We start from the raw sequence: 14,034 nt of genomic DNA, 5'->3' as shown, positions 1-14,034 counted from the left end.
AATTTAAATCCAAATATGAACGATAAGATCGATTAACTTAATACCAATGAAAGGTGCAATGACACCGCCGAGACCATAAATTAACAAGTTACGACTAAGTAGCCGAGCCGAACTCATCGGTTTGTATTTAACACCCTTCATAGCCAGCGGAATAAGCAGCGGGATAATCACAGCGTTAAAAATTAGTGCACTCAAAATGGCGGACAACGGTGATCCTAGTGACATGATGTTTAGGACATTCATTTCAGGAATGGCAACCATGAACATGGCCGGTATAATCGCAAAATACTTAGCTACGTCATTTGCAATACTGAATGTGGTTAGTGCACCGCGAGTCATCAGAAGCTGCTTACCAATGGCTACCACTTCAATGATCTTCGAAGGATCTGAATCTAGATCGACCATGTTTGCGGCTTCCTTCGCCGCTATAGTACCACTGTTCATAGCCAGACCCACATCTGCTTGAGCTAGAGCAGGAGCATCATTCGTACCGTCTCCAGTCATTGCAACCAGTTTACCTTCGGCTTGTTCACGACGGATAACGGCTATTTTATCTTCAGGCTTACTCTCTGCAATGAAATCATCAACGCCCGCTTCACGTGCAATGGTTGCAGCCGTAAGTGGGTTATCTCCTGTACACATAATCGTCTTAATACCCATTTGACGAAGCTGTTCGAAACGTTCTTTCATCCCCGGCTTAACGGTGTCTTTTAAATGAATTAATCCAAAGATTCGGTTATCCACAGCGACTGCCAGCGGTGTACCGCCTTCGGAGGCTATTTTATTGGATTCTATTTCAAGATTTGCCGGCACCGTACCGCCTTTACCAAGAACCCATTGGCGAACAGCATCCACAGCACCTTTACGCACAAGGCGTCCATCTTGTAAATCAATACCACTCATGCGAGTTTCTGCTTTAAATTCGATGAATTCTCCACCTTCTGCAATGCTCGTTTCGTATCCTAAAGACTGTTTCTTCATCAGTTCTAAGACGGAGCGTCCTTCCGGAGTCTCATCCTTAAGGGAACTTACAGCAGCCCAGTAAGAGGTGTCCGCAAGTGTTTCATTTCCCACGGGAATAAATTGACTTGCCATCCGGTTACCGAATGTAATCGTACCGGTTTTATCCAGAATCATCGTGTTGATATCACCTGAAGCTTCAACTGCTTTACCTGACATCGCCAGCACGTTAAACTGGGTCACTCGGTCCATCCCCGCAATACCAATGGCAGATAGTAGGCCACCAATGGTTGTAGGAATCAGACATACAAGCAAGGAAATCAGCACAGGTATATCCAATTCGACACCCAAATACTTAGCAATTGGAGCCAGTGTAACGACCACGATCAAGAATATTAGCGTTAGTGTCGTTAGAAGCGTGTTCAGCGCAATTTCATTAGGCGTTTTTTGACGCTGCGCACCTTCAACTAGAGAAATCATGCGGTCGATAAAAGATTCTCCTGGATCGCTTGTAATGACCATTTTAATCTGGTCACTAACGACACGCGTACCCCCTGTAACAGAACTAAAGTCGCCGCCAGCTTCTTTAATAACCGGTGCCGATTCACCTGTAATCGCTGACTCGTCAACAGAAGCAAGCCCTTCTACGACTTCACCGTCACCGGGAATCATTTCGCCCTGCGATACCATGACGATATCGCCCTTACGAAGTTCTGTGGAGCTTACGACTTTGATTTCTGTGCCAACTAGCTTGTTAGCAGTCGTCTCTTTCTTACTCTTCTTAAGTGAGTCAGCTTGAGCTTTGCCGCGTCCTTCTGCCAGTGCCTCCGCAAAATTTGCGAAGAGCACCGTAAACAGCAGGATTAGGAATACACAGAGGTTAAAGCCTAATCGACCACTAATGTTAAAGTAAGAAGGGAATAGCACCATTAGAAATACGACGAAGGTTCCTAGTTCGACTATGAACATGACCGGATTTTTCATCATGACCATCGGATTTAGTTTAATAAAGCTATCTTTAATCGCATGCTTCACGATATTGCCAGTGAGCATACTCTTACGTTGTTCGCTCATAAATTTGCTTTCCCTTCTTTATTTAAGTGTCAAAAATTCCGCTACCGGGCCCAATACGATAACAGGCAAGAACGTCAGGGCTCCAATCAGGAGAACCGTTCCGATCAAAATACCCGCAAATAGTTTATTATCTGTACGGAATGTACCAATCGTTTCAGGAACCAGCTTCTTACTGGCTAGCGATCCAGCAACACCCATTAGCGCTATAATGGAAATATAGCGTCCGAACAGCATAACAAGTCCGGTCGAGACGTTCCAGAACGTTGTATTGTCGGCCAATCCCTCGAAACCAGATCCATTATTAGCTGCCGATGAGGTATACTCATAGAGCGACTGACTCAGGCCGTGATACGTAGGATTAGTTAAGGCATCCGTTCCGAGATGCGTCATAAACGAAATTGCCGTTGGCACCAAGATAATGAATGGATGAGCAAGGATTGCTATCGCAATAAGCTTCATCTCTCTGCCTTCAATTTTCCGGCCTAGAAATTCTGGTGTACGACCAACCATCAGTCCACATATAAACACACCGAGAATGGCGTACATCATCATGTTGACGAAGCCCACACCCTTACCACCGAATACGACGTTAAGCATCATTTCAGCAAGTGGAGCTAAACCACCAAGTGGCGTCAGCGTATCATGCATATTATCAACAGAACCGGTGGTTGCCGCCGTGGTTACCGTCGTAAATAGCGCAGACTGTGCTACCCCAAACCGCACCTCTTTACCTTCCATGCTTCCAATTGAGCTGTCCATACCCAGTTGATTAATAACTGGATTTCCCGCTTTCTCTGAGAAATAAGTTAAGCATAAGAAAGCAATAAATAGAGTCATCATCGCCGTAAAAATAATCCAGCCTTGCTTCTTATTACGAGCAAATAATCCAAAAGTGTAAGGCAATGCAGCGGATATCGTCCACATGCTTAGAATTTCAATAACGTTCGTAATCGGTCTTGGGTTCTCGAATGGATGCGCTGAGTTGACCCCAAAGAATCCACCACCATTAGTACCTAAGTGTTTAATCGATTCTAATGAAGCGATAGGCCCCATTGGAATCTGCTGCTCCACTCCACTCAAAGAATGAACAACAGCTGTAGGTGAAAGGGTCTGTGGCACTTGAAGACCAACCAATACTAAGGTAACCAGAACAGCGATAGGTAAATATAGACGAACATGAGCTTTAATGAAATCTTCGAAGAAGTTACCTAGACCCTCACCTCTACGTGTAATCCCGCGGATAAAGGCAATGGCGACCACAAGTCCAGAAGCGGCGGAGGTAAACATCATCATCGTAATGACGGCCATTTGTCCGAAATAGGACATCCCGCTCTCTCCGCTGTAATGCTGGAGGTTAGTATTCGTCATGAAACTGATAACGGTGTTAAATGATAAGGTTGCTTCCATGTTGCCAATTTTATTTGGATTCCCTGGAAGTCCGCCCATCAGTCTTAATATGATATAGCTGACTGCTACCAAAACAATGTTGGTGATGATCATGCTAAATACATATTTTTTCCAGCCCATGCTGGAGCGATTTTTAAGACCTATGATTTTATAAAACACATTTTCTATTTTTCCAAATACCCGGTCCGTTCGGTTAGGTTCATTCGAGAATATATGGAATAAATACGTACCTACTGGCTTAACGAGTAGTAGAAGCACAGCAATAACAATAATCATTTGCAGGATTTCCAATTTCGCTTCCTCCTCTAAAGAGTGAGTTCTATATTTAGATTTCTAGAATTTCTCCGGATGAATTAGAGCATAAATCAAGTAGACAAATACCAGCAGTAGGAGTATCGAAACTACGATCACTTGTCTTCCCCTCCTCCATCCACTACATTGCCGCACCACATCAGGAATAATAGAAAGACACCGAAAGCACCCGCAAGTGTCACAATCATCAATAAATCCATCATGGTTCAAATCTCCCCTTTATTTGCACAAGTAAGTTTGCTATTTCAGCAAGAATCCGACCTCGCCGTTTAGTGTATAGATAATATGATTTGCTCCAAGGCCTCGGTAAATGCCAGGTGAACTTCCTCTTTGGGAGATAACGTACACCGGATAAGAAGTCCATGGACGACAAATTTGGAGGTAGCGGCAGGTTAAGTTGAGACTATTCTCAAACAGAAATATTTTACCGACCTCAAGTTCGGGAACAACCCACTCATCCGTATAATTCGTGTTCAGACGAATAACCCGTTCCACGCCCATCTTCAACAATTCGCGTTCTTCTTGAACATTATTTGTTAGCACGGCAAAAGGCCGTTTTAAATACATTAATAGCTTGATGAATTTTCGTCCCGCTTCATTTGGCGCAGTAACGATAATTACTTCGTGCTCCATCTTGTTCCTCCATCTTAATCTCCCAGTGGCAATGATTGAGAACACAAAGAAGCCGCAGGAAAAGAGGACCTCTCCCGCGGCTTCTATCATTCATGACGAAACTAGCCGTCATCAATATGGCTCACGACAAATGTTGCCTCTCCCTATACGCTTACGAGGTTAGCTGTCGGATTAGGGCGTGAGAGTCGCCCATCCTTCCAGTTATTAGCTGAAAAGATTCACCCCAGCGGCATTCATACGAATGTTCCGCGATTGGTTCCCCCGCTCCTGGCATTAAGCCAGAATTAAGCGATATTAGACATCTAAAAATTAGTTTTAAGCATTTTTGGCAATATAAAACCACAGAGGTCATTTGAACCCCTGTGGCCCGAAGTTACTCGATCACAAGTTTCATCATTCCTCTCTCAATCTACGCTTACGAGGTTAGCTGACGGATTCGAGCGGTGAGAGTCGCTCTACTCAGCCGGCGGTTTTATGGCCCCGGTCTGAGATTCACCCCTGTGGCAATAGCAGCGTCCCGACTCTCACACCGGTTCAATGCTTTGCACACGATTGGTTCCCCCGATTTTCACGTTCCTAGTGAAAATTCAGCGATCAGTAAATGGAAACAGTATTGAATACGATTTGAATCATACACCTGCACGGAGCACACTGTAAAGCTGACATGAAATGGAATAATATCGGATTTAAGGACATTTAAGGCGTTATTAGCGCTTACATTTTACCTTTTCTCCTCCTCACTCTCTGTCGCTCCCTATTTCACTCGTTTTTGAAAATACAAGGATGTACGCCAAAAAGAGCCCATAAGGCTTATGTCTCCTTTTCCATAACAGATAAGAAGAATCGAGAAAATAAGAGTAAATAAGATATAAACATTTATTTTATGGATAAAATGAACTGCCCTTGACATATATGGATGAGGAACATCTAAAACTCGATGTATAAGCTATTTTACAAAATGTAAACTGTCTTATATGATTGATCCCAGTTTATTAAAAAATGAATGATATGCTGAATTCCCGAACAGGGAAACGGGGGAACCAATCGGTAAAGAACGAATCGGTTTCTTACTTACCACGGGGTGAATCACCAGACGGACAACCGTTTGGGGTAGGGCTTCTCTCTAGTCCGAATCCGACAGCTAACCTCGTAAGCAAACAAAGGAGAACATTAAAATGATCATGTCCGCTAAAGGCCGAGAGCCAGTACCCGAAAGTTTGACATGTATTCACCGGATCGAGTTGTATATTCTTCACTTGAACCCCTCTCAGCCTAATTCCTATCGCGTATATGAGGATCATTATCATGTTCTCATGTATATGAAGACGAATAACGGTTCCACGTGGAGTGAAGTCTTCTTAAATGAGGCTAATCGCCCAGCAGATTGGGTTTATTGGGCTTCTTGGTATGAGAAATTTCTCCACCGTAAATATGTAGGCGAGGCTGAACTACAAGCAGATGTACTTGCTTCTATGACTCTTCCCCACTTACCCAAAGCTCAGCTTATTTATGATGCTCTTCACCTCATTAAAGATAGAAAAACGTCCTTTGGTCCGCCAGAAGAGGTTTCTAAAATTGTTCATGAAGCCGAGGCTTATGTCTGTTTGTTCTAAGATATACGTCAATGGCTATTTATTCTCTCCTGCTGTTTGACATGGTTGTTTATTAGTTTACAATTAAATTGTAAGCAATATAAGCCAACCTATTTTTGGAAAAATAGCGCTTTGAGGAGGACCCGAGATGTCCATCTATGATTTCAACGTGAATACGCTCCATGGTCAGGAAGTTTCCTTGCAAAAATATGAGGATAACGTACTACTTATTGTGAACACCGCGAGCAAATGTGGGCTTACTCCACAATACAAAGGGTTACAAGAACTGTATGACAAATTTCATGACAAACAATTCGAGGTACTTGGCTTTCCGAGCAATCAGTTTGCCCATCAAGAACCTGGTTCTAATGAAGACATTGCTGAGTTTTGCCAACTGAATTATGGGGTAAGCTTTCCGATGTTTGAGAAGGTAAATGTGAATGGTAACGAGGCACATCCACTTTTTAAATATTTAACAGAAGAAGCGCCAGGACTTATGGGCTCGAAAGCAATTAAATGGAATTTCACTAAATTTCTTGTTGATAAACAAGGAAGAATTATTAAGCGATATGCGCCACAAACGACCCCTGACAAAATTGAAGAGGATATTAAAAATCTGCTGAATTCGCAGTAAAATTAGCATCAATTAGCAGCACAAAAAGGCTTCCTTGCTGAAAAAGCAAGAAAGCCTTCTTTAAGTTATTCATTATGCGGTAGAGAGGACTCGAACCTCCCACGGGTATACACCCACTACCCCCTCAAGATAGCGTGTCTGCCATTCCACCACTACCGCAAGTAATTGTAGCGAACATTCATATTATATATGGTTGTTATTGAAAAGTAAACCGCCCTCCCCAGCTGGGGAAAGGGCCTGTATCATCTATGATCAACCCTATAGATGCTGATTTTATAGCCCTTCATTCATCTGGATCGCTTTTTTTACGATACGATGTAAATTCAATATATTCTTTTATAAAATGCTTCTCTTGTTCCGTTAATCCATTAAGTAATCTGGGTACACTGCTAGAATTCTCAAGTCCATATGTACCTCGATCCTCTCTTAGCACAATCTCATCTGACTCCCTACCCAAGATAAGCCAGTCTAAAGTCACATTGAAATAAGCTGCAATTTCAATAAGCTTATTTGTGCTAGGGGTTGATTTCCCCCTCTTCCAATCACCAAAATTGCCTGTACTAATACAAAGATTCTCACAGAATAACTTTTTAGTCATTCCTTTTTGTTTAATTAGTATTTCAATACGTTCGTAAATGGATTGCATATATGACCGCCTTCCAATGTTGTCCAAAATAATTACGCATTTAAGTAATTTAATGCTTGTAAAATGACGTAAATAAGTGTATACTACGCTTTATGTCGTTCTAAATTATATCACATAGATCATTGCAACTATACAGGTTCCTGATCTTGTGTGTATGATACATTCATTCCTTTATTTCAATAGCAGGGAGACATATTACATATGCTAAATACGAATTGTTCTCTTGATCTTGATCTAGAAATTATACAAACGCTACAGCAAAGTATTGCTGTGATTAATTTAAATGGAGAAATTACGTTTGTGAATCACGCTTGGAACAATGCGTCTATTGAAGTAGGTGCTCCGTTAAATTTTAACTGGGTAGGTGTTAACTACCTACAAATATTCGAAACTTTAGCTGAACAGCAACATATTGATGGTTTGCATTCCATTATGCATAATCAGAGGTCACACTATCAGATGCAAATGCACACCTTATTTGCTAACCAAATCCGCTGGTATCTAGTTGATGCCTCTCCTTTACTGAAATCAGCAGGTGAAGTACAAGGAATTGTCATCAGTTTCTCCAATATTACACGAAGCAAACTAATCGAGTCCGAACTTATTGAAGCCCTTTCGGAAATCCGCACGCTTCGCGGACTTCTACCTATTTGTGCCGTATGCAAACGAATCCGTGATGAAGAAGAGATCTGGAACAGTGTCGAAAGCTTTATCGAGAAACATACGCATGCCGAGTTTACTCATGATATTTGTCCAGAATGCATACGTCGTATATATCCTAAATATTCGTCCGCATTGGACAGCCCACTGTAAACTAATTCTTATCACTCTCTAAACAATTCTAATACTTTTTCACTTTATTTTAGAATAGTTACTATATTAATTTTTCTAACCTGATTCATTGACTAGATTTATTGATATTTATATAATTGTTATAACAACTATTTAAGGGATACACTGAAAGGAGTACTTTCTTATGTCAAGATTTACAAATTCCGAAGAAAGTGTCGGATACAAATACGGTACTTTATCGCGGAGAATGTCGGCCGCATTCGCCGTACGTCTTAAGCCTTTTGACATTAAGACTGAACAATGGAGTGTTTTATATCAGGTTTATGCCAATGAAGGTATCAATCAAAGAGAACTGTCGGTGCGTTCGGGTAAAGACCAACCTTCGGTTACGCGAATACTAGATGTTCTGGATAAGAAGCAGCTTATTATTCGTACACCCGATGCGAAAGATCGACGTGCCTTTTTAATTTATGCAACGCCAGCTGCCAAGACACTTATGAATGATACGATTCCACTTGAACAACAGCTGAATAATGAGCTTTTAGATGGAATAACGGAAGAACAGATACAGGAAATGAGCTTAATCATGAAAAAATTTAGCGACAATATAGACAAAATGATGAATGAACCGAGGCTTGATGTATGAACCGCAACCCTGAGAAACTTTGGACCCGAGAGTTCATTATGCTAACGATATGTAATTTATTATTATTTCTTAATTTGCAAATGGTCGTTTCCCCGCTTCCGGTCTATGTGAAAGAGCATTTCCACGCGAATACACTAATCGTAAGTTTATTTACAACCGTTTTCGCCTTATCTGCAATCGCCACACGGCTTTTCTCAGCCAAAGCTCTAGAGAAAGGTAAACGCAATACCATTCTATTTCTAGGTCTCGCGATTATGCTCCTTTCCACGGCGGGATATCTATGGAGCGGAACAATTGCGCTGCTGCTGCTTATGCGAATCCTTTTCGGGATCGGATTTGGAATGGGTAGCACAACGCTACCTACGATGGCATCAGGGATTATCCCAACTCGACGTTTGGGTGAGGGAATGGGATATTTCGGCCTCTCAACAAGTATCGCTTTATCCCTTGGACCTGTAATCGGCTCTACTCTACTAGACTACAGCGGATTTTCTTCGCTGGTTTATGCCACAATGATCGTTATTGTTGTTATTTTTCCACTTGTTTATCCTTTAAGCCGCAGAGTACCCTCACCTCGTGCAGTGGTTCCGTCAGACTTTACCGCAGTGCCTTCCAAGCGAAAATTCCCGCGGTCGCTTCTAATGCCAAGCCTACTTAACCTGCTCATGTCTGTGACTTACGGTGGACTACTTGGCTTTCTAAATCTATTTGGAAAAGAAGTTCATTTAGCGAATATTTCGCTCTTCTTTCTCTTTAACGCTGTGGCCGTAGTTATTATTCGGCCGATATCTGGAAAAATATATGATCGCAAGGGTCATGTCGCACTTCTCATCCCGGCCGCACTATTTTTAATCGTAGGGATCTGGCTGCTCTCGATCTCCAGCTCAACCGGTTCTCTGGCGCTAGCGCCCTATTCTATGGTATAGGATTCGGAACCGCTCAGCCTACCCTTCAGTCCTGGATGATTCAACTTGTACCTCCACAACAGCAAGGTATGGCTAACAGCATGTACTTTAACTCTTTAGATCTGGGAATTGCTGTTGGAGCGCTGGCACTTGGACAAATTGCTGCCGCGTCTAGTTATAGCACCATGTATCGGTATTCATCATTATTTATGGTTGCTTTCATTGCCTGCTATTTTGTGTATTTGGCAAAGATATCGAAATCGAAGAAGCATGGTGTTACGATTAACGGATAATCTTCTGATCAACAAATCATAGAACCTTTGCAGTGCATTGCACCGAACTTGTTCGGACCAAGCACTCAAAGGTTTTTTTAATACAGACAACCCATATAGATCATAAAATTTATAGTGATTCTATAGATCCTGTTACCATATAATAGTGTCAAGTATATTACATAAATTTACAAGCGTTTAATATAAGGAGGAATTAAATGTTGAATCATCAGATCAAATCCTCTTCACCTTTACTCGATAAGCGCGGATCTCTTGTACAAAAAGGCTATGCCACGCAAGGTTTACTTGTTTACAACCGTAAGCAGATCAAAACGCCGCCCTGGCGAATTAAAGAATGGGATTTCTATCAAGTATCCAATAATGATTACTGTTTGCAGCTTACGATTGGACATGTTTCCTATGCTGGTAGCATATCTGTCTCCTTGATTGATTGGAATACAAACCGTACGTATAACGTTACCAAATTACTACCCCTTCCTTTTAATCGCCTCGGTATGCCTGCATCAGCTGAGACTGGAGATTTAATATATAAAAGTAATCTGATTGATATCGAATTTTTAGTTTTTGAAGGGGGACGACGTTTAATTTGTCAAACGCGAGATAAACAAGGTCCACCTATGGACATTGATGTGCATCTCATGCAGCCGGATTTAGCTTCCATGGTTATTGCCACGCCATTTGATGATAACCCACGTTATTTTTACTATAATCATAAAATTAACTGCATGCCTGCGGAAGGTATGGTTAGTGTTGGAGACAAGAAATATCCATTCGAACCAGATACAGCATTTGGACTATTGGATTGGGGTAGAGGAGTATGGCCATTTAGCCATGAGTGGTTCTGGGGTAATGGAAGCGGCATTATAAATGGTAAGCGCTTTGGCTTTAATATCGGATTTGGATTTGGAAATACCGAAACGGCTACCGAAAATATGCTGTTCTACGACGGTACAGCACATAAACTAAATCAAGTTCATGTGGATCTTTTAGCAGGTGGCTATATGGCGAAGAAGAAATTCACTAGTGATGATGGACGATTTGAGATGGAATTCACACCTATCTATGATCACTTCACATCGACGAAAAAGCTATTCGTGGATAATTGCTGTCACCAAGTCTTTGGGAAGTTTAGCGGAACCGCTGTTCTAGATGATGGAACAATCCTAGAGGTACATGATCTGCTAGCTTTTATGGAACATGCAGTAAATAACTGGTAGCCCGTCATAAGAAATTAACTATAATTTAACAAAAAAGACCGAATTCTCTTATTAATAGAGACTTCGGTTTTTTATAGTGAAAACAGCTACTTTTTTTCATCCGATTAAATATGAAAATCCCATGTAAAATGTAAGCGGATTTATGTATTAATAAGAAAATATAACTTTTTATTTTCAGAAAATATTACCTATAACGTTTTCGATGCATTGCTATTTATGAATTAATTCACTATTATTTATTATAAATTACACCGAATGTAATTAATTCCCATCCACTTACTGTCTTGTATTTTGTCATAGGAAAGGATGAATAGACCCTTAGCACGTGGTGAGGATCAGTCGGCAAATATGCCTGTCGGCCTTAGTGCTCGGATTAAACTGACTGGAGAGCAGTCTAATTCGTGATTAAACTAAATAGATCAAATAGAATCAAAGGAGTGAGCCTATGCAGTACTTTTTTTATATCTCAACGGTTGTCTTTCTTGGATTTCAACTTCTTTACACCTTTATCCCCCTATTTTTCAGCAAAGTTAAGGTTTTAAATCGAGATCTACCTGAAAAATCTATTTCGGTTCTAGTTCCTGCTTACAATGAGGAGCTCACGATTAAGAATTGTATCGATGCAGCAGAAGGCATACATTACAGTAACTATGAAGTCATCATCATTAATGATGGTTCAAAGGATCAAACTTTCGAGACGTTAAATGAGCTGCTGGACTTAGAGATAAGCGATCGCGAAGCAGATCATAAGCTGACCTATGCCGCTATTAAGGGGATTTACCATTCTCGAACACATCCAAACATTTATGTAATCGATAAATTTAATGGTGGAAAGGCAGATTCTCTCAACGCCGGAATCGACTGTGCGAATTCTGATATTGTCATTACTTTAGATGCGGATAGCATGTTGGAAATTAACTCACTTTCCTACGTGAACCAATATTTTCATGATGAAGAGGTAATCGCTCTAGGTGGCACCGTAAAGATTGTGCAAGGCGCCGAGAAGAAAAACGGTATCATCCAAGAAAAATTCATTGGCAAAGGCATTATCAAAAGTCAGGTAATCAGCTACATCCATGGCTTCTATGTTAGAAAGCTAACCCAATCTGCTTTTAACTCCATTGTCGTTATTTCTGGTGCATTCGGTGCTTTTTATAAAAATATATTAATCGAAGTGAACGGATTTAGAAGTACCGTTGGTGAAGATATTGATATTACTTTGAAAATTCATGAGTATATGAAAGCCAATAAATTGAAGAAAAAGCTCGTCTATGCGCCGGAGGCTGTATGCTACACGGAATGCCCGGAGAACTTAACGAACTTCTATAAACAAAGAATTCGTTGGCAAAAAGCTTTTGTTGATTGCATCTTAATCTATTGGTCCAAATTATCGAAGAAGTTTAGCTTTGGTGTAAGCATCTTCTTTGCCATCGATGGTTTTGTACTTGGTACACTAACAGCATTCACAACTCTCTTTTACCTTATACAGACGATTTTCCTAGGTACAAATCTAATGAGTGCACTTATTCTGATGATATCTGTCGTGTTCATTAATGCTTTACAAATATTAGTATCGCTGCACTTATGTAAGAAATTCGGTAGCAATTATTCTTGGAAAGACTATATTCATATGTTCATATTTAGCCAAATCGAATTATTAACCTATCGAAATCTACTACTGTATCTAAATATTGTTGGCACATTCAAATATTTTGATAATGACGAGGGCTGGGGATTCGTTGAGAGAAAAGGCGTCTCAAGCATAAGCTAATTCCTACAATAACGATGTGAACACTGAAATTTCAGGAGGTTTTATATATGACTCACATACTGAAGGATAAACGCGTAATATTTATTGATATTCTAAGAATACTGTCTATCATAGCCGTCATTATCCTGCATTATACTGCTGACTTACTTACCCGAACTAATGATTTTAACACCACTTCCTGGTGGATTAGTAATTTCTTTAATTCCATATCCAGATTTGCCGTACCCGTGTTCTTCATGATAAGCGGGTCGATGATTCTTAGAGTTGAAGTCACCTCCTATCGGCATTTTTATGTAAAAAAAGTACTTCCTTTAATCATTTCATTAGTAAGTTGGTCCTTCATTTATGCCATCTACAAACAATACTTCATTCTGAAAAGTAACATGGGCATTTTTGATTTTCTCCTTCATTTTGCATATGGTTTAGTGTCTGATCGGAATTACATTCATTTATGGTTTCTCTACGCAATTATTGCAATCTACATAACGGTTCCACTCATTAGTAAGTTAGTTAAGGCCTGTAGCGAAAAGGATTTAAGATATTACCTAATCTTATGGTTTATGATCAGCGTCGTTTATAAGTTAATTTCAGATATCGTATTTCGAATAACTTCTGAATATATTAGTGTTCCCATAGCGAATATCCCTTTGTTTATGGGCTATCTAGGTTATTTTATACTCGGTTACTATCTATATAACTATTCAATATCCATGAAAGCGAAGAACCTCTTCTACAACCTGGGCATGATCTCTCTATTCGTTACACCCGTGGCTACTTATTTTGCATCTTTATATAATGGTACGCTTGATGAGATGTTCTACGGTAATTATTCAATCACTACATTCTTCATGGCTATTGGAGCGTTTATCTTTTTTAAAGAAAAAGAAACAGCTCTCAGCGAGCAGATTAATTACAAAGTCAAAAAAATAATTAGCTCCATTTCCAAAGCAAGCTTTAGTATTTATTTAATTCACTTGTTAGTTGAAATCTTAGTATCCAGAAGACTAGAAATAGACGCAAACCTACTTCAAACGGCTTTTAACCTTATTTTTAATGTTGGTATTATTTTCGGAATAAGTTATATCACCGTTAAAATTTTAAATCTCAATAAATATATTACACAAGTATTATTTGGAGGAAAAAGCTAACATG

Annotated in this window: 12 protein-coding genes, 1 tRNA gene, 1 pseudogene and 3 riboswitches; of the genes and pseudogenes, 8 read left to right on the top strand and 6 right to left on the bottom strand. The window is 40.2% G+C overall.

The window, feature by feature from the left end; all coding sequences use genetic code 11:
• Window positions 1-3: 3 nt before the first annotated feature.
• The 4 genes from kdpB to JCM16418_RS10225 all read right to left on the bottom strand — a co-directional run bounded on the left by kdpB (window position 4) and on the right by JCM16418_RS10225 (window position 4,386).
• Window positions 4-2,034, bottom strand: coding sequence for a potassium-transporting ATPase subunit KdpB (gene kdpB / locus JCM16418_RS10235; RefSeq protein ID WP_036648320.1), 2,031 nt, complete (start codon window positions 2,032-2,034; stop codon window positions 4-6).
• Between the two features lie 18 nt (window positions 2,035-2,052).
• The gene (gene kdpA, locus JCM16418_RS10230) at window positions 2,053-3,732 is read right to left on the bottom strand and encodes a potassium-transporting ATPase subunit KdpA (protein WP_036648319.1); all 1,680 of its coding nucleotides are present in this window, start codon (window positions 3,730-3,732) and stop codon (window positions 2,053-2,055) included.
• Window positions 3,733-3,774: 42 nt separating this feature from the next.
• A complete protein-coding gene (locus JCM16418_RS26890) occupies window positions 3,775-3,852 on the bottom strand; it encodes a potassium-transporting ATPase subunit F (protein ID WP_373280706.1) in 78 nt (25 codons plus the stop codon).
• Between the two features lie 141 nt (window positions 3,853-3,993).
• Window positions 3,994-4,386 carry a hypothetical protein gene (locus tag JCM16418_RS10225; protein WP_036648318.1) on the bottom strand — a complete coding sequence of 131 codons (393 nt, stop codon included), beginning with the start codon at window positions 4,384-4,386 and terminating at the stop codon, window positions 3,994-3,996.
• Window positions 4,387-4,518: 132 nt separating this feature from the next.
• Window positions 4,519-4,687: riboswitch (cyclic di-AMP (ydaO/yuaA leader) on the bottom strand.
• 95 nt (window positions 4,688-4,782) lie between these two features.
• A riboswitch (cyclic di-AMP (ydaO/yuaA leader) is annotated at window positions 4,783-4,989 on the bottom strand.
• 396 nt (window positions 4,990-5,385) lie between these two features.
• Window positions 5,386-5,557, top strand: a riboswitch (cyclic di-AMP (ydaO/yuaA leader).
• A 4-nt stretch (window positions 5,558-5,561) separates the two neighbouring features.
• Between JCM16418_RS10225 and JCM16418_RS10220 the strand changes: the two genes are divergently transcribed.
• Together JCM16418_RS10220 and JCM16418_RS10215 are read left to right on the top strand one after the other, a co-directional pair.
• Window positions 5,562-5,999, top strand: a complete 438-nt coding sequence (locus tag JCM16418_RS10220; RefSeq protein ID WP_036648317.1) for a hypothetical protein — start codon at window positions 5,562-5,564, stop codon at window positions 5,997-5,999.
• Between the two features lie 127 nt (window positions 6,000-6,126).
• Window positions 6,127-6,612, top strand: a complete 486-nt coding sequence (locus JCM16418_RS10215) for a glutathione peroxidase (RefSeq protein ID WP_036648316.1) — start codon at window positions 6,127-6,129, stop codon at window positions 6,610-6,612.
• Between the two features lie 75 nt (window positions 6,613-6,687).
• Here JCM16418_RS10215 and JCM16418_RS10210 read toward each other — a convergent pair.
• Both JCM16418_RS10210 and JCM16418_RS10205 read right to left on the bottom strand, forming a co-directional pair.
• Window positions 6,688-6,771, bottom strand: a tRNA-Leu gene (locus tag JCM16418_RS10210).
• A 124-nt stretch (window positions 6,772-6,895) separates the two neighbouring features.
• Window positions 6,896-7,258, bottom strand: a complete 363-nt coding sequence (locus tag JCM16418_RS10205) for a helix-turn-helix domain-containing protein (protein ID WP_036648315.1) — start codon at window positions 7,256-7,258, stop codon at window positions 6,896-6,898.
• 201 nt (window positions 7,259-7,459) lie between these two features.
• On the opposite strand from JCM16418_RS10205, the gene JCM16418_RS10200 reads away from it, so the two are divergent.
• From JCM16418_RS10200 to JCM16418_RS10175, 6 genes and pseudogenes are all read left to right on the top strand, one after another.
• Window positions 7,460-8,071, top strand: a complete 612-nt coding sequence (locus JCM16418_RS10200) for a PAS domain-containing protein (RefSeq protein WP_052020186.1) — start codon at window positions 7,460-7,462, stop codon at window positions 8,069-8,071.
• Between the two features lie 163 nt (window positions 8,072-8,234).
• Entirely contained in the window at window positions 8,235-8,696 is a 462-nt protein-coding gene (locus tag JCM16418_RS10195) for a MarR family winged helix-turn-helix transcriptional regulator (RefSeq protein WP_036648314.1), read from the top strand.
• Window positions 8,693-9,894 (top strand): annotated as a pseudogene (locus JCM16418_RS10190) (MFS transporter). Before JCM16418_RS10195 ends, JCM16418_RS10190 begins: the two are co-directional and overlap by 4 nt.
• A 197-nt stretch (window positions 9,895-10,091) precedes the next feature.
• Window positions 10,092-11,111: a DUF2804 domain-containing protein gene (locus tag JCM16418_RS10185; RefSeq protein ID WP_036648313.1), complete on the top strand. Its 1,020-nt coding sequence runs from the start codon at window positions 10,092-10,094 to the stop codon at window positions 11,109-11,111.
• 445 nt (window positions 11,112-11,556) lie between these two features.
• Complete coding sequence (locus tag JCM16418_RS10180; RefSeq protein ID WP_036648310.1) at window positions 11,557-12,882, top strand: glycosyltransferase family 2 protein; 1,326 nt, start codon at window positions 11,557-11,559, stop codon at window positions 12,880-12,882.
• A gap of 47 nt (window positions 12,883-12,929) precedes the next feature.
• A complete protein-coding gene (locus JCM16418_RS10175) occupies window positions 12,930-14,030 on the top strand; it encodes an acyltransferase (protein WP_036648308.1) in 1,101 nt (366 codons plus the stop codon).
• Window positions 14,031-14,034 lie beyond the last annotated feature (4 nt).

This window comes from Paenibacillus pini JCM 16418 (assembly GCF_000576305.1).
GTDB classification, from domain to species: Bacteria; Bacillota; Bacilli; order Paenibacillales; family Paenibacillaceae; genus Paenibacillus_AQ; species Paenibacillus_AQ pini.
Note: the sequence above shows the minus strand (reverse complement) of the source record. Positions and strands in the feature narration are given on the sequence as shown.